This is a genomic window from Pararhizobium sp. LjRoot255 (assembly GCF_964252905.1).
Lineage (GTDB): Bacteria > Pseudomonadota > Alphaproteobacteria > Rhizobiales > Rhizobiaceae > Pararhizobium.
In genome coordinates, this window is record NZ_CAXUPQ020000001.1 from 2,423,222 (window position 1) to 2,445,000 (window position 21,779).

Annotated in this window: 18 protein-coding genes and 1 pseudogene (1 of these 19 cut by a window edge); 11 read left to right on the forward strand and 8 right to left on the reverse strand. The window is 61.0% G+C overall.

Features of this window, described 5'->3' with window-relative positions; all coding sequences use genetic code 11:
• From ACSQ2W_RS11795 to ACSQ2W_RS11805, 3 genes and pseudogenes are all read left to right on the forward strand, one after another.
• Positions 1-562, forward strand: a pseudogene (locus ACSQ2W_RS11795) (DUF3291 domain-containing protein).
• Between the two features lie 155 nt (positions 563-717).
• Complete coding sequence (locus ACSQ2W_RS11800; protein WP_436086399.1) at positions 718-999, forward strand: ribbon-helix-helix domain-containing protein; 282 nt, start codon at positions 718-720, stop codon at positions 997-999.
• Positions 989-1,303, forward strand: coding sequence for a type II toxin-antitoxin system RelE/ParE family toxin (locus tag ACSQ2W_RS11805; protein WP_436087764.1), 315 nt, complete (start codon positions 989-991; stop codon positions 1,301-1,303). Before ACSQ2W_RS11800 ends, ACSQ2W_RS11805 begins: the two co-directional genes overlap by 11 nt.
• Positions 1,304-1,667: 364 nt before the next feature.
• On the opposite strand, the gene ACSQ2W_RS11810 is transcribed toward ACSQ2W_RS11805, so the two are convergent.
• The 4 genes from ACSQ2W_RS11810 to ACSQ2W_RS11825 all read right to left on the reverse strand — a co-directional run bounded on the left by ACSQ2W_RS11810 (position 1,668) and on the right by ACSQ2W_RS11825 (position 5,830).
• Complete coding sequence (locus ACSQ2W_RS11810; protein WP_436086400.1) at positions 1,668-2,594, reverse strand: hypothetical protein; 927 nt, start codon at positions 2,592-2,594, stop codon at positions 1,668-1,670.
• A gap of 31 nt (positions 2,595-2,625) precedes the next feature.
• Positions 2,626-3,372, reverse strand: coding sequence for a bifunctional 2-polyprenyl-6-hydroxyphenol methylase/3-demethylubiquinol 3-O-methyltransferase UbiG (gene ubiG / locus ACSQ2W_RS11815; protein ID WP_436086401.1), 747 nt, complete (start codon positions 3,370-3,372; stop codon positions 2,626-2,628).
• 916 nt (positions 3,373-4,288) lie between these two features.
• Positions 4,289-5,059, reverse strand: a complete 771-nt coding sequence (locus ACSQ2W_RS11820; RefSeq protein ID WP_436086402.1) for an SDR family oxidoreductase — start codon at positions 5,057-5,059, stop codon at positions 4,289-4,291.
• A 111-nt stretch (positions 5,060-5,170) separates the two neighbouring features.
• Positions 5,171-5,830 (reverse strand): glutathione S-transferase family protein, encoded by a 660-nt coding sequence (locus tag ACSQ2W_RS11825; RefSeq protein ID WP_436086403.1) that lies wholly within the window; start codon positions 5,828-5,830, stop codon positions 5,171-5,173.
• Positions 5,831-5,921: 91 nt separating this feature from the next.
• On the opposite strand from ACSQ2W_RS11825, the gene ACSQ2W_RS11830 reads away from it, so the two are divergent.
• Positions 5,922-6,425 (forward strand): winged helix-turn-helix transcriptional regulator, encoded by a 504-nt coding sequence (locus ACSQ2W_RS11830; protein WP_436086404.1) that lies wholly within the window; start codon positions 5,922-5,924, stop codon positions 6,423-6,425.
• Positions 6,426-6,462: 37 nt separating this feature from the next.
• Here the strand turns inward: ACSQ2W_RS11830 and ppk2 are convergent, their stop codons facing one another.
• Positions 6,463-7,365, reverse strand: coding sequence for a polyphosphate kinase 2 (ppk2, locus tag ACSQ2W_RS11835; protein WP_436086405.1), 903 nt, complete (start codon positions 7,363-7,365; stop codon positions 6,463-6,465).
• A 498-nt stretch (positions 7,366-7,863) separates the two neighbouring features.
• On the opposite strand from ppk2, the gene ACSQ2W_RS11840 reads away from it, so the two are divergent.
• From ACSQ2W_RS11840 to clpB, 6 genes are all read left to right on the forward strand, one after another.
• Entirely contained in the window at positions 7,864-9,117 is a 1,254-nt protein-coding gene (locus tag ACSQ2W_RS11840; protein ID WP_436086406.1) for an aspartate kinase, read from the forward strand.
• 90 nt (positions 9,118-9,207) lie between these two features.
• Positions 9,208-11,475, forward strand: a complete 2,268-nt coding sequence (gene ptsP / locus ACSQ2W_RS11845) for a phosphoenolpyruvate--protein phosphotransferase (protein ID WP_436086407.1) — start codon at positions 9,208-9,210, stop codon at positions 11,473-11,475.
• A gap of 276 nt (positions 11,476-11,751) precedes the next feature.
• A complete protein-coding gene (gene prfA, locus ACSQ2W_RS11850) occupies positions 11,752-12,834 on the forward strand; it encodes a peptide chain release factor 1 (RefSeq protein ID WP_436086408.1) in 1,083 nt (360 codons plus the stop codon).
• Entirely contained in the window at positions 12,831-13,715 is an 885-nt protein-coding gene (prmC, locus tag ACSQ2W_RS11855) for a peptide chain release factor N(5)-glutamine methyltransferase (RefSeq protein WP_436086409.1), read from the forward strand. Before prfA ends, prmC begins: the two co-directional genes overlap by 4 nt.
• Before the next feature lie 317 nt (positions 13,716-14,032).
• Complete coding sequence (locus tag ACSQ2W_RS11860; RefSeq protein WP_436086410.1) at positions 14,033-14,833, forward strand: DUF4167 domain-containing protein; 801 nt, start codon at positions 14,033-14,035, stop codon at positions 14,831-14,833.
• Between the two features lie 437 nt (positions 14,834-15,270).
• On the forward strand, positions 15,271-17,877 hold the full coding sequence (clpB, locus tag ACSQ2W_RS11865) for an ATP-dependent chaperone ClpB (protein ID WP_436086411.1): 2,607 nt from the start codon (positions 15,271-15,273) through the stop codon (positions 17,875-17,877).
• Between the two features lie 344 nt (positions 17,878-18,221).
• On the opposite strand, the gene ACSQ2W_RS11870 is transcribed toward clpB, so the two are convergent.
• Positions 18,222-20,225 (reverse strand): alpha/beta hydrolase family protein, encoded by a 2,004-nt coding sequence (locus ACSQ2W_RS11870; protein ID WP_436086412.1) that lies wholly within the window; start codon positions 20,223-20,225, stop codon positions 18,222-18,224.
• 4 nt (positions 20,226-20,229) lie between these two features.
• Entirely contained in the window at positions 20,230-20,595 is a 366-nt protein-coding gene (locus ACSQ2W_RS11875; protein WP_436086413.1) for a hypothetical protein, read from the reverse strand.
• 475 nt (positions 20,596-21,070) lie between these two features.
• On the opposite strand from ACSQ2W_RS11875, the gene ACSQ2W_RS11880 reads away from it, so the two are divergent.
• Positions 21,071-21,553: a toxin-activating lysine-acyltransferase gene (locus ACSQ2W_RS11880; protein WP_436086414.1), complete on the forward strand. Its 483-nt coding sequence runs from the start codon at positions 21,071-21,073 to the stop codon at positions 21,551-21,553.
• A gap of 82 nt (positions 21,554-21,635) precedes the next feature.
• Here the strand turns inward: ACSQ2W_RS11880 and ACSQ2W_RS11885 are convergent, their stop codons facing one another.
• Positions 21,636-21,779 carry the final stretch of a M23 family metallopeptidase gene (locus tag ACSQ2W_RS11885; RefSeq protein WP_436086415.1) on the reverse strand. The gene runs 1,824 nt beyond the window's last position, so the window shows 144 of its 1,968 coding nt (coding positions 1,825-1,968); its start codon lies off the right edge, out of view; its stop codon occupies positions 21,636-21,638.

Sequence of the window (21,779 nt, forward strand, 5' to 3'; positions counted from 1 at the left end):
ATGGCCGCGGCCGGGCAATACCATCTGGCGATCTACAATTTCGGCCTGCATGTTGGCCCTGAAGGCGATCCGGCCGTCGAGGGCGTCGTTCTTCGCGAGCCTGCCAAAGTCGAGGCTGCGGTGAGGGCGTCCGGTTTTATCGGCCGGTCCGGTTACCGCGGCGTACCTGGGCCGCGAAGCTGGGGCCACCAGGTGTTTCCGCGGTTCATCCTCGGCAGCAGGGCTTCGACAGCGCGCCCTCGTCGCTCTCCGTCTGGAAAGACATCGAATCGCTGATGGCGTTCCCTATAGCGGCGTGCATGCCGACGCCCTGAAACATGCGCGCAATTGGAACGTCAAACCCCTGGTGCCTCTGGGGGGCGATGGGCGGCATATTCCCAACCGGTCGGAAGGCGTCGAGCGGCTGGAGCATCTCCATGACAACTGCGCAACGGCACGGGCCTTCACTTTCAAAGAACCCTTCGCCGCTGATGGCGAAGCTTACGGTATCGACCGGCAGCGTGTTCGCTCGATTGCCGATGCAAACAGCAGTGGGCAGGCCGGTCTTCTTGCCCATGTTTAGTCGCTGAAAGTCTAGCATGTCGTTTAGCGGCGGGGATGTGGGCCTCTCCCGAGGAGTAGGCTTCATTGGTCTCGGGGAAATCTCTCTACAAATTTGCTTAGCGAATATGTCGAAATGGTAGTAATATTTCCTACCTCAGGAGATCGAGGTGCGGAATGTCCAATGTTGAAAAGATGAGCGTCGCGGTAACGACACGGCAGGCGGCCATGCTCCGCGATGCCGTGGAAACAGGGGCTTATGCCACGACGAGCGAGATCGTCCGCGAGGCCGTGCGGGACTGGTCGATCAAGTGGGAGGCCCGCCAGGCTGATACACGGCGCCTGCGCGAAATGTGGGAAGAGGGCAAAGGCAGCGGCAAACCCACGCCGGTGGACTTTGACAAGTTGCGCGACGAGGCTCGTCGGGACCTTGATGCCGCGCAGAAACATGCCCGCTGAGTTAGTCTGGTCGCCAACGGCGCAAACCGATATTCGTGGTATCTACGTCGCGATCGGACTGGAACAGCTGCAAGCGGCCGAGCGCTTCTATGAAAGGTTTCAGCACAAGGCCCGCCTCCTGATCGACCAGCCGCGTCTGGGCATGCGACATCCGGAAATTAGCCCTGCTGCACGCATGCTTGTCGAAGCGCCGTTTGTTATCCTCTATGAAACAATACCCGATACGGATGAAGGGCCTGTACACACGGTTGAAATCGTGCGTGTGGTGGACGGCAGACGCGATCTGACGACCCTCTTTCGGTAGGATCCCGACACATCCGGTGCCGGGTGGGTGGAGAGTGTCCATGGTCCCGCGCGGTGCGCGCTCATTTTCAAAGAACCTTCGCCGAGAGGCGAAGCCTGTGACTTCGACCAGAGCGAGTCCGGTTGATCGCTGCGGTCAATCGTGATCGGTAGGCCGATTTGCTTGCCCATGTTCAGTCACTGAAAGCCTGGCACGGCCAAAAGGGGCGGGGATGTTGGCCTGTCCCGGCGCGTCATGCCAAACGGATTCCCGGTACTTGATGCTATCTTGCCCCTCATGCGGCCGGTGCCAGCCGCCCCCTCATCCGGCCCTGCGGGCCACCTTCTCCCCGCCGGGGAGAAGAGGGAGCAATCCGGCTGGCCCGTCAATACGATACGTCGATGCTGCGGAAGCGGCGCTTCTTCTTTGGGATATCGCTCTCCTTCACGCCCTTTTTGCCGTCGTCGCTGAGGATCTGGGCGAGGCCTTTTTCGGGGTAGAAGACGAGGGCCTCGGCGGTGAAATCCCTGGGGAATTGGGGCGGAAGTTTTACCGGCGGCTGGTCGTCCCCGCCCCAGGAATAGAGCGAGAATTTTTCGCCCTTGTCTCTCTCGCCCTTGTCTCTCTCCCCCTTGTCGGTCTGTAGGCCCGCAAGAACGAGATAGACCGGTGGCACAAGGCCGGTCCAGTCGATGCTGCGGATGCCGCGCTCGTCGAGATCGAGCCGGTGCGGCTCGCCGAAGCGTGGCTCCTCGCCGCGCTCGGTCACGGCGGCAGGGTTCATCAGGCGGAGTACCGGCGCCATCTTGTCGATGAGCGGTGCGCGAAAACCGATCAGCAGGTAGCCTTGCGGCGTTGCGGCGAGGCCCTCGATATTGATGTCGGTGCCGGGACGGTGCAGTTCTTTCTTGAAATAGGCGCGCAGGCCTTCGAAGGGCGTGCCCAAAGGCTCGAGCGTCGGGCCGTCCGGTGTCTGCACAATTCTGCTTGCGGCGAGAATGGAACGGTCCCTGGCGTTTCCGCCGTCACCGGGCCGGGAGAACGAGCTTATCCAATAGACCTTGTCGCCGATGCGGGCGGCGGCCTCGATATCGGATTTCCCGTTGCCGAGGAAGCTCTTGAATTTCAGCGCCTGCACGGGCTTGGCAAGACCGCGGCGATAAATCCGGAACGTGTTGGTTTCGTCGCTGGCAACGACGAAATGGCGGTCGTCAAGCGCAACCGCCGCCGAGGCCTCGCAGATGCCGATATAGTCCATCGGCTCGGCCTGCGCATCGGCGACCGGGAGAATGCCGAGAGATGGAATTTTCATCGCGACATTCTCCTGTTGTGCGTCTTGCCAGTCAGGCCGGGCGTCGGGCGACCAGCATGTAGTTGACGTCCATATCCTTGGAGAGAATCCACTGGTTGGCAAGCGGATTGAAGAACACGCCGGTGCGGTCGGTGACCGTCATGCCGTTCGCCTCGATCGGCTTTTCCAGCTCTTCCGGACGGACAAGCTTTTCATATTGATGGGTGCCGCGCGGCAGCCAGCGCAGGACGTTTTCCGCGGCGAAAATGGCAAGCGCCGCCGCCTTGATCGTCCGGTTGATGGTGGCGACGAACATCAGGCCGCCGGGGCGCACCATCGAGGCGCAGGTGCTGATGAAGAATTCGACATCGGCAACGTGCTCGACCACCTCCATGTTGAGCACGACATCGAAGGTCTCGCCGGCTTGCGCCAGCGCTTCCGCCGTTACCGCGCGGTAGTCGACAGCAACGCCGCTGCCGGCCGCGTGGGTCTTGGCGATCATGATGTTCTTTTCCGACGCATCGGCGCCGACCACATCGGCACCCATGCGGGCCATCGGTTCGGACAACAGCCCGCCGCCGCAGCCGATGTCGAGGATGCGCAGGCCTTTCAGCGGCTGTGGCGCCTTGGCGTCGCGGCCGTAATTTTCCGAAACGCGATCGCGGATATAGGTAAGGCGCACCGGATTGAACTTGTGCAGCGGCCGGAACTTGCCCTTCGGGTCCCACCACTCCGCGGCCATGGCGGAAAAGCGGTCGACCTCGGTCTGGTCGATGGTGGTGCGGGCTTGTTCGCTCATGGCATCTACTCCGTGCAACAGGCTATCCCCGTGAAGTCGGACGATCGGGGGCGAAAGTCAAGGGTTGGCGAGGCCGCACGAGGAGAGGCCTGCGATCAGCCGGAGGCATTCACGCGGCAGGTGCTGCCCCGTGGTCTGCGTCAAGCTTTCGATCTCTTTGCCTTTGTGAGGTCGGGCGGATCGGCCGGGGCACATCGGGTGCCTTGGGTAAGATTAGTAAGGTGACACGCGATGTGCCCCATTTCGGTGTCTTTTGCCGCGCTTCTCAGGTTCTTCTGCGCTTCTCCTGTCACGAGAAGCCTCCAATGCCCCGGCCTGGCCGCTTATCCGCCAAGCTTTTCAATAGGTGGGGCAGGCCCTGGACCCGTGGACGGCAAAGCCGTCCGGCGGTTTGACCCGCCGCGGTGGGACATGCCCGGCACGCCCGGTTCATTTGCGAACCGGAGGAGAACCGCCTTTCACGCAGCCCCGGGGATTTCGCGCGCGTTTCGCCAAATCGTCCGGGCACCGGCCCCGCCTCGCCGGCAACGCAAACCGGTGTATCCGTGGCGGGACGAGGGGAGTATGGCACGGGTGCAAAGGGCGGGGATTTGCGGGGATGGAGCAGCATGATCTGGGAGGTTCACCCAATTGCGTGATCGCTTGTTCAATGGCGGCGGCCACACAGATCAAGAGCCCGTCACGTGTTGGTGGCGGGCTCCAAAATGGCTTGAGAATACATCGCCTCTAAAACGCTCTCCCCGAGTGGGAATCAAAAACGCTCTCGTGTTAAATGCCGTTCCGGTTTCGGCCAAGGCAACAGCATATGAAGATTAGGCGCCGCTAATAAAGAAGTCCAATCACCATTGTCGGGCATGTGAAAGCGAGCGTGAGCGGCTGTCGAACGAGATGCGGGCAGGCGGCATGGCCGGGCGGATCAGGTTCGGCTGATCGAAGCGCCGCCGTCGACCAGCATCGCCGTGCCGGTGGTAAAGCGGGAGGCATCCGAGGCGAGATAGAGCACGGACTGGGCGATTTCTTCCGGCCTTGCCATCCGTTTCAGCGCATGCAGGCCTTCGACGAAGGCCAGCACTTCCGGCCCGGCGCCCGGAGCGTTGGTGAAGCTCGCAGGCGTATCAGTTCCGCCGGGCAGGATCGCGTTGACGCGGATGCCCTTTGTGCCGAGTTCCGTCGCCAGAACCTGTGCCAGGCCGATGAGACCCGCCTTGGCGGCGGCATAGGCGCTCATTCCCGGCATGCCGGCGGTGTGGCCGACGAAGCTGGAGGTGAAGATCAGCGAACCGCCGCCGCGCGCCTCAAGGGCAGGCACCTGATGTCGTGCGCCGAAGAAGGCGCTGGTGAGGTTGGTGTCGATCGTGTCGCGCCATCCGGCCGGCGTCAGATCCGCGATCGGCGCCATTTCGCCGGTGCTGCCGGCATTGTTGAAGGCGATGTCGAGGCCGCCGAACGTTTCGACCGCGGCTGCGACCAGATCCCGTGCGTGGGCCTCGTCACGAACATCGCCGTCGAGCGCGAGGGCTTCGCCGCCCTCCGCCTCGATTTCGGCGACGAGTTCGTCCAGCGCGCTTTTGCGGCGGCCGGAGACGACGAGGCGTGCGCCCTCGCTGGCGAAGAGCTTTGCCGTCGCACGGCCGATGCCGGAGCTGGCGCCGGTGATGATGGCAACCTTGTTGGAAAGCGTGGTCATGATTGAATCTCCTCTTGTCGTTGCGGGAGATTCAATCGCAACAGGGGCCATCCGGCGCCACCCGATTCCTGCACGGCTTCGTGCGTGCCGTTTGTAAGTATTTACGTACCGTCAATCCCGATCCGGAGCGCCCAGCGGGAAGTAGCTGCGGTACGGCCGGGCTTCGTTCACCGCGCGGGCGAAGGAGGGGCGGGCGAGCAGGCGGGCGCGGTAGGCGCGGGTGTTCTCCAGTATTTCCGGGATCGGATGAACCCAGTCGGCATAGAACAGCGAAGGGGCGGCGGCGCAATCGGCGAGGCTGAACTGATCGCCGGCGGCCCATTCGGATTTGGCGATCGCGCCGTCGAGCCAGGCATAGGCGTTGTCGAGCATGGCCTTGGCTTCCTTGATGCCGGTGGGATCGCGGTCGGCCTCGGCGCGGATCTGGTTGAACACCACCTTCTGCATCGGGGTCATGACGTAGTTGTCGAAGAAGCGGTCCATCATCCGGGTCTTCAGGGCAGCCTTGCCATCGTCAGGGATCAGGCGGACGGGGCCGGGATGGTTGAGCGCCAGATATTCGATGATGATGGTTGATTCCAGCACGGTCTCGTCACCGTCCTTCAGCACCGGCATGCGCTTCAGCGGCCAGAGCGCGCTCCATTCGGCGACGATCTCCGGCGTCTTCTGGTCGAGCAGGCGCAGTTCGAACGGTGTGTCGTTCTCGTAGAGCGCGATAAACACCTTCTGGCAGTAGGCGGAGAAGGGGTGGGCGAAGAGTTGCGGGTTCATCTTGTCCTCCAATACTGGTTTCAATCAGCAACTGGTTGCCTTGTAGGATAAGCGATCCTATATTGCAAGCGGTTTTAACATAGGGCGGACAATGGACATTGCACACCGGTCGGGATGCCCGATCAACCTGACGCTGGAAATGCTGGGCGATCGCTGGAGCCTGATCGTCATCCGCGACATCATGTTCGGCAACCGCCGGCATTTTCGCGAGCTTCTCACCCAATCGGAAGAGGGCATCGCCTCGAATGTTCTGGCCGACAGGCTGAAACGGCTGACCGAAAACGGGCTTCTGTCGCGCCGGGACGATCCGAGCCACAAGCAGAAGGGAATCTACAGCCTGACCGAGCCATCGATCCAGCTTGTGCCGCTGCTAGCCCAGATGGGCGCCTGGGGGCGCAGGCATACACCGGTGTCGGAAGAGCTGTCGATCCGCGCCGAACTGCTGGAACAGGGCGGGCCGCCGATGTGGGAGGCGTTCATGGCGGAACTCAGGACCTTGCATCTCGGCACGCCGGCGCAGGAGCGCTCGGTGCTTGCGGAACTGCAGGCGGCCTATCTCGCCGTGGTGGCGAGGAAGAGCGAGACGGCGGCGTGAAGGACCCGGCCGTTTCCGGCCGGATCTTGCACTCTGTTTAGTACACTTCCGGCACGTACATGTCCGGCGGCACCGGACGGCGGATATAGTCGTCGTGACGGATGCGCTCGGGCAGGTCGATCGGAGGCTTGGGCACGTCCTCATACGGGATCTGCTTCAAGAGATGCGCGATGCAGTTGAGGCGGGCCTTCTTCTTGTCGACGGCCTGGACGACCCACCAGGGGGCTTCCTCGATATGGGTCCTTGCCAGCATCTCTTCCTTGGCCTTGGTGTATTCCTCCCAGTGGACGCGGCTTTCCATGTCCATCGGCGACAGCTTCCACTGTTTCAAAGGATCGTGGATGCGCATCTTGAAGCGGAATTCCTGCTCCTCATTGGTGATCGAGAACCAGTACTTGATCAGCACGATCCCCGAGCGCACCAGCATGCGTTCGAATTCGGGCACGGTGCGGAAGAATTCGTCGAGTTCTTCCGGCGTGCAGAAGCCCATGACGCGCTCGACGCCGGCGCGGTTGTACCAGGAGCGGTCGAACAGGACCATTTCGCCGGCCGTCGGCAGATGCGGCACGTAGCGCTGGAAATACCACTGGTTGCGCTCGCGCTCGGTCGGGGCGGGCAGCGCAACGGTACGGCAGACGCGCGGATTGAGGCGCTGTGTGACGCGCTTGATGGCGCCGCCCTTGCCGGCCGAGTCGCGGCCCTCGAACAGCACCACGACCTTGAGCTTCTTGTATTGCACCCAGTCCTGCAGGCGGACGAGTTCGTGCTGCAGCCGGAACAGCTCGCGGAAATAGACCTTGCGGTCGATCGTCGGCTCGGCTTCCTCCGACATGCCCTCGGCGACCAGCTCGTCGAGCCGGTCTTCTTCCATCTGCATTTCCAGCTCCTCGTCGAAGCTGTCGGCAATTTCCGCCTTGATGCGGCTGAGCTGGTCGATCATTGGTCAAATCCCCGTTGGTTGAAGGCACAGGAGCAGGGTTTGATGACAGGTATGTGACAGGCTTCGGTCCTGGGGTGAAGAGTGATTTGAGGGAGGGGACGGGTGACAAAATGACGATGCGGTGTTGGGTGGCAAGCGACCGGCCGCATTCGAGACCGGGCGACCTGCGGCCACCTCGCGCCGACAGCGGTCATTACGCCACACGCACGCCCGCTCGGCGGTGCGCTGCGATGCGCGCTGAAGGTCTAAGTCCCGAGGAATGTGCCGCGGAGGACGCAGGCCAACGCCTGACCCCACCGCCCATCCATCAGTGATCGCGTAAGTCCACAATGGGCCACGATCTGCTGGCGGCATTTCTGCTGCATAGCGCCAAGCTGCCGCTCCACCAGAACCCTTGTCCTCCGCCATTGCACGTCGCCCTCATTTTCGCTAAGAGACCGGCGACTTGAAAACAGACGGGCGCGGGTCGCCGCGCGGCATTTCGACCGGTAGAGGCATATGGCACGCATCGTGATGAAATTCGGCGGCACGTCCGTCGCGGATATGGATCGCATCAGGAATGTGGCGCGCCATGTGAAACGCGAGGTCGATGCCGGCCACGAGGTTGCCGTCGTCGTTTCTGCCATGTCCGGCAAGACCAACGAACTGGTTGCCTGGACGCGCGATGCCTCGCCGATGCATGATGCTCGCGAATATGATGCGGTCGTTGCCTCGGGCGAGCAGGTGACCTCGGGTCTGCTGGCCATCGCCCTGCAGAATATCGGCATCAATGCGCGCTCCTGGCAGGGCTGGCAGATTCCGATCAAGACCGACAACGCCCATGGCGCCGCGCGCATTCTCGATATCGACGGCACGGAGCTGATCCGCCGCTTCGGCGAGGGCCAGGTGGCCGTTGTCTCCGGTTTCCAGGGGCTCGGTCCCGACAACCGGATCGCGACGCTTGGCCGTGGCGGCTCGGACACGTCGGCGGTGGCGATCGCCGCTGCGATCAAGGCCGACCGCTGCGACATCTATACCGATGTCGATGGCGTCTACACCACCGACCCGCGCATCGAGCCGAAGGCGCGGCGCATGAAGAAGATCGCGTTCGAGGAAATGCTCGAAATGGCGTCGCTTGGCGCCAAGGTCCTGCAGGTTCGCTCGGTCGAGCTTGCCATGGTATTCAAGGTCCGCACCTTCGTGCGCTCCAGTTTCGAAGACCCCGATGCGCCGGGCATGGGCGATTTCCTGAATCCCCCCGGTACGCTGATTTGTGATGAGGAAGAGATCGTGGAACAGGAAGTCGTCACCGGCATCGCCTATGCCAAGGATGAAGCGCAGATTTCGCTCCGGCGCGTGGCCGACCGGCCCGGCGTTTCGGCTGCGATCTTCGGCCCGCTGGCCGAAGCCCATATCAATGTCGACATGATCGTCCAGAACATTTCGGAAGACGGCTCGAAGACCGACATGACCTTCACCGTGCCTTCCGGCGATGTGGAAAAGGCATTGAAGGTGCTGGAAGGCGCTAAGGAGAAGGTCGGTTTCGACGTGATCCAGAACGAATCGGGCCTGGTCAAGGTTTCGGTGATCGGCATCGGCATGCGCAGCCATGCCGGCGTCGCGGCGTCCGCTTTCCGCGCACTTGCCGAAAAAGGCATCAACATCAAGGCGATCACTACCTCGGAAATCAAGATTTCCATCCTGATCGACGGCGCTTATGCCGAATTGGCCGTTCGCACTTTGCATTCCGTCTACGGTCTGGATAAGAGTTAAGCGAAGCGGTGGCCATGACGTTTTCGCGCAAGCGTGCGGGAACATAGTGCTGCCTGCAGTTGTTGACTTTCAGACAGGAGACGTTACGCGATGAGAGACCTCTCGGCGGGTCCACGCGTCCTTCTCAAGCGGTTGCGCGAACTCATGGCGGAACCGCTCGAGCCGCAGGAGCGCCTTGACCAGATTGTTCGCCAGATTGCGCAGAACATGGTCGCGGAGGTGTGCTCGGTCTACGTGTTGCGCTCCGACGGCGTGCTTGAACTCTATGCCACCGAAGGTCTGAACCCGGGCGCCGTCCACCTGGCGCAACTGCAGATGGGGCAGGGCCTCGTCGGTACGATTGCGGCATCCGCGAGACCCCTCAATCTCTCCGACGCGCAGGCGCATCCGGCCTTCACCTACCTGCCGGAAACCGGCGAAGAGATCTACCATTCCTTCCTCGGCGTGCCGATCCTCAGAACCGGCCGCTCGCTTGGCGTTCTCGTCGTGCAGAATAAGGCGAGCCGCACCTATCGCGACGACGAGGTCGAGGCGCTGGAAACCACGGCGATGGTGCTCGCCGAAATGGTGGCGACCGGCGAATTGAAGAAGATCACCCGGCCGGGCCTGGAACTCGACCTGTCGCGGCCGGTCTCGATCGACGGCAACAGTTTCAACGATGGCATTGGCCTCGGTTACGTCGTGCTGCACGAGCCGCGCATCGTCGTCACCAATCTCCTGAACGAAGACACCGACCACGAGCTCGGGCGGCTGGCGGAAGCACTGGGATCCTTGCGGATCTCAATTGACGACATGCTGTCGCGGCGCGACGTGTCGATGGAAGGCGAGCACCGCGCCGTGCTCGAAGCCTACCGGATGTTCGCGCATGACCGCGGCTGGGTGAGGAAGCTTGAAGAGGCGATCCGCAACGGCTTGACCGCCGAAGCGGCGGTCGAGCGCGTGCAGAGCGAGACCAAGGCGCGGATGATCCGGCTGACGGATCCGTATCTGCGCGAGCGCATGCATGACTTCGACGACCTTGCCAACCGGCTGCTCAGGCAACTGACCGGATATGGCGCCAAGCTTTCGGCGAGCGACTTCCCGCCGGATGCCATCGTCGTCGCCCGTGCGATGGGTGCTGCCGAACTGCTCGACTATCCGCGCGAGAATATCCGCGGCCTGGTTCTTGAAGAAGGCGCGGTGACGAGCCATGTGGTGATCGTCGCCCGGGCGATGGGCATTCCGGTCGTTGGCCAGGCGGCCGGCGCCGTGGCGCTGGCGGAAAACCGCGACGCCGTCATCGTCGATGGCGAAGATGGCAAGGTGCACCTGCGGCCGATGACCGACCTGCAGCGGGCTTATGAGGAAAAAGTCAAGCTTCGGGCGCGCCGCCAGGAGCAGTTCAAGGCGCTGCGCGGCGTCGAGCCGGTGACCAAGGATGGCAAGCGCATCAAGCTGCAGATGAATGCCGGCCTGATGGTCGATCTGCCGCAGCTTGCGGAATCGGGCGCGGAGGGCATCGGCCTGTTCCGCACAGAACTGCAGTTCATGATCGCCTCGACCATGCCGAAGATGGAAGAGCAGGAAGCCTTCTATCGCAACGTGATCAAACAGGCCACCGGCAAGCCGGTGACCTTCCGCACGCTCGATATCGGCGGCGACAAGGTGGTGCCTTATTTCCGCGCGGCGGAAGAGGAGAACCCGGCGCTCGGCTGGCGGGCGATCCGCCTGTCGCTCGACCGCCCCGGCCTGCTGCGCACGCAGCTGCGCGCCATGCTGCGCGCTTCGGCCGGCGAGGAGCTGCGCATCATGCTGCCGATGGTGACCGAGGTCTCGGAGCTGCGCACCGTGCGCGGGCTGTTGCAAAAGGAAATCCAGCGCCAGGCGAAAGTCGGCGAGCAATTGCCGCGGAAGCTGCAGTTCGGCGCAATGCTGGAAGTTCCGGCGCTGCTGTGGCAGCTCGACGAACTGATGCACGAGGTCGATTTCGTTTCCGTCGGTTCGAACGACCTGTTCCAGTTCGCAATGGCGGTCGATCGCGGCAATGCGCGGGTGTCCGACCGCTTCGACGTGCTTGGCCGGCCGTTCCTGCGGATCCTGCGCGACATCATCCGCGCGGGCGAACGCAACGAAACCCCGGTGACGCTGTGTGGCGAAATGGCGAGCAAGCCGCTGTGCGCGATGGCGCTGCTCGGGATCGGCTACCGCTCGGTGTCGATGTCGCCCACGGCTGTCGGGCCGGTGAAGGCGATGCTGCTGGCGCTCGACGTCAACAAACTCGCGGCCATGCTGGAGGCGTCGCTGGACGACAGGAAGGACCATACGCCGCTGCGCGAAATGCTGAAGGCGTTCGCGGCGGAGAATGGGATTCCGGTTTAGCGAAAAGGCAGTTGATGTGTAGCGGCTGGCATCTGAATATGCCGCGCCCACCCCCCTCTGTCGGCGACGCCGACATCTCCCCCTCAAGGGGGGAGATTGACCGCGGCCTCTGTGCCCTCCTGACGGAATTTGTGTGGGAAAAGAATGGATCTCCCCCCTTGAGGGGGAGATGTCACGAAGTGACAGAGGGGGGTAAACTCTCCTCAAACGAATGCCCTGACGAGGGATGAGTTTCATTGAAAGGACCGCTGTCATCGCGGTCTTACGGAGTGAACATTGACAACCTTACCTGTTGAAAAAATGCGCGAGCTGGAGCGCCGCTTCGGTGAGATCGAGGCGCGCATGGCCGAGGGGCCGGCGGCGGATGTCTATGTGAAGCTGGCATCGGAATATTCCGAGCTGCAGCCGGTGGTGATGAAGATCAGGCAATACGAGAAGGCGCAAGGCGAGCTTGCCGATATCGCGACGCTGCTGTCCGACAAGGGCACAGACCGCGAGATGCGCGATCTGGCCGAGATGGAAAAGCCGGAGATCGAGGAGCGCATCGAGACGCTGGAAAAGGACATGCAGATCCTTCTCCTGCCCAAGGACGCGGCCGACGAGAAGAGCGCCATCCTTGAAATCCGGGCCGGCACGGGCGGTTCGGAGGCGGCCCTTTTTGCCGGCGACCTGTTTCGCATGTATGAGCGCTATGCCGCCGACAAGGGCTGGAAGGTCGAGGTGCTTTCGGCAAGCGAAGGCGACGCGGGCGGCTACAAGGAAATCATTGCCACCGTCACCGGGCGCGGCGTGTTTTCGAAGCTGAAATTCGAATCCGGCGTGCACCGGGTGCAACGCGTGCCGGACACGGAAACGCAAGGACGCATCCATACCTCGGCGGCGACCGTTGCCGTTCTGCCGGAGGCGGAAGACATCGACATCGAGATCCGCAACGAAGATATCCGCATCGACACGATGCGCTCGTCGGGCGCCGGCGGACAGCACGTCAACACGACGGACTCGGCGGTGCGCATCACGCATTTGCCGTCGGGCATCGTCGTCACCAGTTCGGAGAAATCCCAGCACCAGAACCGGGCCAAGGCGATGCAGGTCCTGCGCTCGCGGCTCTACGACATGGAGCGGCAGAAGGCCGACAGCGAGCGCTCGGCCTCGCGCAAGAGCCAGGTCGGCTCGGGCGACCGTTCGGAGCGGATACGCACCTACAATTTCCCGCAGGGGCGCGTGACCGATCACCGCATCAACCTGACGCTCTACAAGATCGACCGGATGATGATGGGCGAGATCGACGAGGTCGTCGATGCGCTTTTGGCCGACTACCAGGCGGACCAGCTGGCGCAGCTTGGCGAGCAACAGGGATGACCGACACGCTCGACAGCCTGTTTGCGGAGGCGAAGGCGCGGTTCCTCAAGGCGCATATCGGTGAGGCGGCGTTCGATGCGCGCCTGCTGATTTCCGGCCTGCTCGACCTGCCGGCGGCGGCCTTCATGACGCGCGGCCATGAGGTGGTGGCGCCGGAAGACGCGCGGCGCATCCGCGCGGCGATTGCGCGGCGGGCGGCGCATGAGCCGGTGCACCGCATCCTGGGAAGCCGCGAATTCTACGGGCTGACGCTCGGCATGTCGAAGGACACGCTGGAGCCGCGGCCGGATTCTGAAATGATCGTCGAGGGCCTCATTCCGTTTGCGCGGAAGATCGTTGCCGCAAAGGGAGGCTGCCGGATCGTCGATCTCGGCACGGGCACCGGGGCGATCTGTCTCGCCCTGCTCAGTGCGGTGCCGCAAGCAACCGGCGTCGGCTCCGACCTTGCGGCCGGTGCCGTCGCGATGGCGCAAGCCAATGCCGTCCGCAACAAGCTCGATCACCGCTTCGTCGCTGTGGAAAGCGACTGGTTCGACAAAATTGAGGGCTCGTTCGACATAATCGTGTCAAATCCGCCCTATATACGCACCGAAGTGGTCGCGTCGCTCGCGCCCGAGGTGCGGGATCATGATCCGGCGCTGGCGCTGGACGGCGGTGCCGACGGGCTGGACGCCTATCGCATCATTGCCGCGACCGCCGCTGGCCATCTTGCCAAGGGCGGCGTCGTCGGTGTCGAGATCGGCTATGATCAGTTGCAGGTCGTGGAGCACGTTTTCGAAGAGAAAGGCTTTCGGATCATCGACAGGATTCGCGATCTCGGCGGCAATGACCGGGCAATCGTGTTCTCTTTCGGCAACGAAGGCCTGAAAACCGGCACATGACGGAACGTTCTTTCGAAAACATGAAGAAAAGGCTTGGATTTCCACGACAAGCGGGCTAGGTTGCCTGCCACGCACTGGGCAGAAGGTCATAGACCAGAGATTCGTTCCGGTCAGACCTAGCCACAGGGATTGCTCTCACAAAAGAGTTGCTAAGGTTCGACAGTGCCTGGTGCGGGTACCTGTTAATTTGACTTTAACCAGCGACGGCGCCGCCAAGAGGCGGTTGGGTCGCGGCGCGTGTCTGCTTGATCCGGAATCCCCGACAAGTCACGCAATCACATGATCATCAATATCAAGAGAATCCAGGTGAGTGAACGATGAGGCCAGGACAGCAAAACAAGCGCGGCCGTGGGCGTAATAACAACAATAACAGCAGCAGCAGCAACAGCGGTGGTGGCGGCAACCATAACCGGAAGGGTTCCAACCCGCTGACCCGGACCTATGACAGCTCCGGCCCGGACGTGAAGATCCGTGGCACCGCACAGCATATCGCCGAAAAATATGCGACCCTTGCCCGTGACGCACAGAGCTCCGGCGACCGGGTCGTGGCGGAAAACTATCTTCAGCACGCTGAGCATTACAACCGCATCATTGCTGCCGCCCAGGCGCAGATGCAGGAACGTTTCCAGCGTGACGACCGCAGCGACTACAGCGACCGGAACGAGTATCAGGATCGCGACGGCAACGAGCGCGACGACGATCTGGAACAGAACGACATCGACGAAAGCTTCGCCATTCAGGATCAGCAGCCCGATCTGGGACGCCCCCAGCAGGCCGATCGCCAGCCGCGCCAGCACGATGGCGAGCGCCGCGACCGTCAGCGCCATGACCGCCAGCGCCAGCCGCGCCCCGAACAGGGCCAACCGCAGGCGCGCCCGGACGTGCAGCCGCAGCCGATCATCGACGGTTCCGGCCCGCAGCCGGTGATTGAAGGCACGCCGGTGGAGGTTTCGCTGGAAGAAGAGGCGCCGACCGGCCGCGCCGCGTCGCGCCGGCGCGCCGCACCGCGCCCCCGCCGCCAGCCGCGCCGCGAAGCCGGTGGTGACGAGGCCGCCGCAGAAACCGGTGGCGAGCAGCCCGCGGAAGGCTCTGCCCTCGCAGAGGCTGCCGGCGAATAAAGTCAGACGGGGCTAGGCATTGCGCCGGCGCCTACAGCATAATTCCTTAGATCGGCATCGATTTAGGGTTAGAATTGTGCAGCTGTTCAAAGTGCTACTGCGTCCTTTGCGCGTCAGGTTTGACGCGCGGCGCTGTAGCCTCAGATCAAATGGAATGCCGCCTGCAGCAGATCGCTGCAGGCGGCATTTTGTTGGGAGCAAACGGACAGACATCGCCGAATGTTTTTGGGCGGAATTCATTCTGATCGCGCGCTCACGCAGCCCCTTTAATTTCCAAAATCCCTCCCCCATATTCGCTTCAACGGGTTGATCCTGCGCAATGCAGATTTTTGGGCGCAGATATCGGCCGGCAATGACAGGTTTGCCTTTTCAGGGAGCCTGATCCTGAACCATCGGCAGTGCCGCGAACGGGCTGACCGATTTATGGAGGTCGACAGATGAATATTGAAAAATACTCCGAGCGCGTGCGCGGTTTTCTGCAATCGGCGCAGACCTATGCGCTGGCGCAAGGCCATCCGCAATTCACAGCCGAACATATCCTTAAAGTGCTGCTCGACGACGACCAGGGCATGGCGGCATCGCTGATCGAGCGGGCCGGCGGCGATGCAAAGGCTGCCCGGATCGCCAATGATGCGGCGCTTGCCAAGCTGCCGAAAGTTTCCGGCGGCAACGGTTCGCTGTCGCTTGCGCAACCACTGGCACGTGTGTTTTCGACCGCCGAAGAGGCCGCCAAGAAGGCCGGCGACAGTTTCGTTACCGTAGAGCGATTGCTGCAGGCGCTGATCATCGAGACCTCGGCCGCGACTTCCGGCATCCTGTCGAAGTCCGGCGTGACGCCGGCCAAGCTCAACCAGGTGATCAACGACATCCGCAAGGGCCGCACGGCCGATGGCGCCAATGCCGAGGCCGGCTTTGACGCCCTGAAGAAATATGCGCGCGACCTGACGAGCGATGCCCGCGAAGGCAAGCTCGACCCGGTGATCGGCCGCGACGACGAGATCCGCCGCACGATCCAGGTGCTCTCGCGCCGCACCAAGAACAATCCGGTGCTGATCGGTGAACCCGGCGTCGGCAAGACGGCGATCGCCGAGGGTCTCGCCTTGCGCATCGTCAATGGCGACGTGCCGGAGAGCCTGAAGGACAAGAAGCTGATGGCGCTCGACATGGGTTCGCTGATTGCCGGCGCAAAATTCCGCGGCGAGTTCGAGGAGCGGCTGAAGGCTATTCTCTCCGAGGTGCAGGCGGAGGCGGGCGAAATCATCCTGTTCATCGACGAAATGCACACATTGGTCGGCGCCGGCAAGGCGGACGGCGCGATGGACGCTTCCAACCTTCTGAAGCCGGCTCTTGCCCGCGGCGAGCTGCACTGCGTCGGCGCGACCACGCTCGACGAGTACCGCAAGCATGTGGAAAAGGACGCAGCCCTTGCCCGAAGGTTCCAGCCCGTCATGGTCAACGAGCCGACGGTCGAGGACACGATCTCGATCCTGCGGGGCTTGAAGGAAAAATACGAGCAGCATCACAAGGTCCGGATCTCCGATTCGGCGCTTGTTGCGGCGGCGACCTTGTCCAACCGTTATATCACCGACCGGTTCCTGCCGGACAAGGCGATCGACCTGATGGACGAGGCCGCATCGCGGCTCAGGATGCAGGTGGACAGCAAGCCGGAAGAACTCGACGAGCTCGACCGGCGGATCATCCAGCTGAAGATCGAGCGCGAGGCCCTGAAGAAGGAGACCGACCGGTCGTCGAAGGACCGGCTGGAAAAGCTGGAGCTCGATCTCGCCGGGCTCGAAGAGCAGGCCAACGCGCTGACGGCCCGCTGGCAGGCGGAAAAGTCGAAGCTCGGCCTGGCGGCGGACCTGAAGAAGCAGCTCGATGAAGCCCGCAACGAACTGGCGATCGCCCAGCGCAAGGGCGAATTCCAGCGGGCAGGGGAGCTTGCGTATGGAGTGATCCCTAAGCTGGAGAAGGAACTCGAAGCCTCCGAAAGCCAGGATTCCTCGGCGCTGAGCCCGATGGTGCAGGAGGTCGTGACGCCGGACAACATCGCCCATGTGGTCTCCCGCTGGACCGGCATCCCGGTCGACAAGATGCTGGAGGGCGAGCGCGAGAAGCTGCTTCGGATGGAAGACGAGCTGGCGAAATGGGTGGTCGGCCAAGGCGATGCGGTCCAGGCTGTGTCGCGCGCGGTTCGCCGTTCGCGGGCGGGTCTGCAGGATCCGAACCGGCCGATCGGCTCGTTCATCTTCTTGGGCCCCACAGGCGTCGGCAAGACGGAGCTGACCAAGGCGCTTGCCCGCTTCCTCTTCGACGACGAGACGGCGATGGTGCGCATGGACATGTCGGAATATATGGAGAAGCACTCCGTTGCCCGGCTGATCGGCGCGCCTCCGGGCTATGTCGGCTACGAGGAAGGCGGTGCGCTGACGGAGGCGGTGCGCCGCAGGCCCTATCAGGTCGTGCTGTTCGACGAGATCGAGAAGGCGCATCCGGATGTCTTCAACGTGCTGTTGCAGGTGCTCGATGACGGCCGCCTGACCGATGGCCAGGGCCGCACGGTCGATTTCCGCAACACGATGATCATCATGACCTCCAATCTCGGGGCGGAATATCTGGTTCAGCTTGGCGAGAACGATGACAGCGACATGGTGCGCGATCAGGTGATGGACGTGGTTCGCGGCCGTTTCCGGCCGGAGTTCCTCAACCGGGTCGACGAGATCATCCTGTTCCACCGCCTGAAGCGCGGCGAAATGGGCGCGATCGTCGATATCCAGCTGTCACGCCTGCGTCAGCTGCTCACTGATCGCAAGATCACGCTCGAACTTGACGATGAGGCTAGAGCCTTCCTCGCCGACAAGGGCTACGATCCGGCCTATGGCGCGCGTCCCTTGAAGCGGGCCGTGCAGAAATACGTCCAGGACCCGCTGGCGGAACAGATCCTGCAGGGGAATTTCCCGGACGGTTCGACGATCAAGGCCTTTGCCGGGTCGGATCGGCTGAACTTCAAGCTTAGGGGCGGGGCCGAGAAGGCTGCGGCGTAACGCGGCCGGACAAGCCTCTTCGGTAGTCCCCGGGGAGGCTTTTTTGTTGGTGCGCTTGGCGTCTCCCTCATCCGGCGCTACGCCACCTTCTCCCCGTTGGGGAAAAGAGGGGGCCGAAGGTTCCTGTAGGATGAGAGTTTGGAGAACTTGGCGAAAAAGTTGTGGGCCAGCTGGAGGCCGCGCTGTCAGAGCTGCGATAGCATAACACGGCGCATTTGGCGGCGGTCAATGTCGGCCTTCGCGGCGTTCGAAAACGCTGCACAGCACGGTCTGCAACAACAAGATCGATTGCTGTTGCCAAAGCAGCAACTGGACCGGCGCGCCGCAGTTTCTGGCATCGTAGCTCAATTCAGGTATTTCGCGGCAATCTCCGCAAGGTCAAAGTTGCCCGTGCGTCCCCCAAGTGTGCGCGCAAGAAAATCTTCGAGAATACGCGCGCGCTTTACGTCGGTCTGCCAGCGCCGGTAACCGTGGCCTTCTTTTTCAAAATAGGCGGCCTGGACGTCCTTGCCAGCTGCTTTGAGCGCGCGTTCGAATTCTTCCGACTGCTCAAAGCCGACTATACGGTCCTCTTTGCCAGCAGTGAGCAAGATTGCACCCGTCACCTTGTCAACGTGAGAGACGGGCGAACGGTCCGTCATCTCTTGAAGGTTCTCTGTCTTTTCCGGGTCTCCGAAATAGCGGTTCATCCCATCGAGGATCAGGCCCCAGGCAAAAGGATTGTTCTGCATTTGGTATTTGACGTCCATCACGCCGAATTCGGCAATTGCTGCTTTGAACACGCCCGGATCGCGCGTCATTGCCAGCGCAGCTGCATAACCACCGTAGCTGCCGCCCATGACAGCCATCGCGCTGCGATCAGCAATGCCTTCCGACACAAGCCAGTTGGCGGCGTCGATGATGTCATCCTGCATGGCTTTGCCATATTGCCCGTAGCCCGCCTCTTGAAAGGCGCGGCCATAGCCAATCGAGCCGCGGAAATTAACCGAAAGGACCGCATAGCCCCGGTTAGCGAGGAACTGCTTCTGATAGTCATACTGCCAAATGTCCCGCTCGGCAGGACCACCGTGCACCAACACGACGGTTGGCAGACCTTTAGGCTGCACACCATGCGGCAGCGTCAGGAAAGCCGGGATCGAGCGACCGTCGCGGGCGACAAACGACACCGGTTTTGTTTTGGCCAGCTCATCCCGATGTCTGCTGAACGAGGAATTGGCAATGTGCGTTGATGTCGATGCCTCCAGATCGAAGAGAAAATATTGGAATGGAGCTTCGTCTCTCGATACTGAAAGCGTGACGAAGCGCCCGTCCGGCGACGTGCCCTGAATATTAAAATCGACCGGACCTTCGTCCGCGTGGAGCAAGTGCAAGAACGTCTTACCCCTCCCGGTTAAGCCGACATAGCGCGGATACCCATCCCGAACGATTGCCACATCGCCGGGCGCTGGGTTCGAGGAAAAATGCAACACCTGGGCAACGTCGGCTTTGGTGTCCGAAAACGCTACAGATTTTGCACCTGTTTGCTCATCTATCCGGACAAAGGCGAGGAGATCGCCTCCGCGATTGTCCAGCGCCTCGATGGGTTGGCCATCATCAGGGGCATCGCCAATGATCAACGTTTCAAATGGAGACGTCCGCGCAAACTCCCTCCATGATCCATCGGTCGCGCCGCGCATCATGTAGATGCGGTCATCATTTTCGGCCTTGTCGACGCGAATGCGCGGCGCCCCATCTCGACCGGCGATCCACGTCTGTGTCTTGCCGTCGTTGCGAACGAGAAGCTCTTTGCCTCCTCCGTCCGGCCGAACCGAATAAAGGTCAACGAGGGAAGGGTCGCGGTCATTGGACATAATGACGTTACGCCCCTCGGCCGTAGGTGCCTGCTTAAGCACCTCCCAATTCTGGAAACCGCGTGGCGTGACATCAAGCCACTGGTCGCGATCTGGAGAATTCGGGTCCACCAGCCACAATCGGCCGTCGCTGACGACATGCAGCTTGTTTTCGAAGGCTGACCAAAAAATTGTATCGGCAGGACCATCGAGCACGGCGATGACTTCGGGCCCGTCGCCGTCGATCCGGCCGGCACGCCCTATGAACACGGTATCGTGTCCCCATTTTACTCCCCACCAAGCAAGGAGCGCACCGTCGTGGGAGGGAATATGACCCCAAATCGCATCGGTATTGGCGTAGAACTCCCGCACCGAAATTAAATCTGGCAGGGTATCGACCTGCAGCGCGGGATGACGAGGTACACTATCGCTACTGATCCAAAGGAAGAGCGAGCCAGATCCGAGTAAGATTAGAAGCAAAAAGGAAGAAAACCATGAAATATATACAAAACTCCTCATAACGTCATGCCATACACCTAAAGTCGAAAGTTTCTTTCAATAATAAAATTGATCCATCTTCGTAATCTAGGTAGTATTGACAAGTATCGTCGTATTCTTCAGCAGAGAATTCTACAGTAAAAAATTTTCTTCCATTTTGAAATGGGAACGCCAATTTATCGTTTGTATATTTTATCTCTCCTCTAACTAGTCTGTAGCCTAAAACTTCACCGTCAATAATATTGCCGTGACCATCTTTGTAGGCTACAACGTATATTAGTTTCGGAATGATATTTAATTCAGATGGGTGATCCTTATCATCCTCCATATAGTGCTTCAATAGAAGTTTCTCAGCGCGTGGAGAGACTAGAATATTTTTCTTAATTTCCATAGGATCACCCACTTTTCGCTAGTAGCCGGTTCTTTATCGGCTATTGCGGCCTGAGCCACCGATGTGACGTGGCGCCGGGTTGGTTTTGTCGCAATCGGCCCATCCACTTTTGGAAACAGTGAAACTGCCAACCGGCGTGCTGTAGTGGCAATCCGTACCTTGTTTTATCCCATCCATTCCACGGGTAATCCCCGATAGCGTACCCGAGTATCCATATGATTTCGATCGTGAGGAGCCCCTGCCGCCACCGCCCCCCGATCCACCCCTGGCGATCGATATGCCAAGACGCTCCTCGATATTTCCGAACATGCGCATACGTTAACCTTTCAAATCATTAATTGACCAAAAAAATGGCATCAGCCGCAGTGCTTATACTCACTACACCAAAGATTGTTGTCAATGACATTTTTCTCTTATAAGTGGATTTTCAATCGTGATACGTGTGAATCTCAGAGAGTGTAGAGGAATTGGATTGATGTTAGTCGGAGAAAGTTCTGCCACGCCTGCGCTTCGATTCTACGATGTTCTGGGTATCATGACGGCGCTGGCGTTTGAATCCGAACTGCATCGTAACTGGTCAGTTTCTGATCTACAGATGAATTTCATTCCAGCCATTATTCTGGGCCACTCCAAAATATACTTTAATCAAGAGCGTAACCCGTGTGCCTTTGCAACTTGGGCGCTGGTTGATGACCAGACCCATTTCCAACTGCTTGCGGATGGGAATACGCCCCGGCTTGAGAAGTGGAATTCAGGACGGCATCTTTGGTTCATCGATATTGTTGCCCCTTTTGGCAATGCCTTGAGTGTTGTGAGGGATTTGCAGCGGATAATGTTCCCAACCGCTGACGGCGCCCATTCGATCTACCGCAACGCAGATGGTTCAGTTCGTCGCTATCGCCGCTGGCGTAATGCCTTGAGCAAAGACGCAACTGCATTCGACCTAAAGCTAAAATGAATACATTATCGGGAAATACGAAAATTGGTCGATTTCGCCTCGCATCCAGTCCATCTGAGCGAAGCGCGAGACGGAAACCGGCCTATTGCGCCGCCGCCACTTCGGCGCTGCCGTTGTCCTTGGCCAGCAGTTCGTCGATACGGCTGCGTTCCTTCTCGAACTTCGCCAGTGCCTCGCCGCCGAGCGATTTGCCGCCGGGCAGGCGGATGCGCAAGGGGTCGACGCG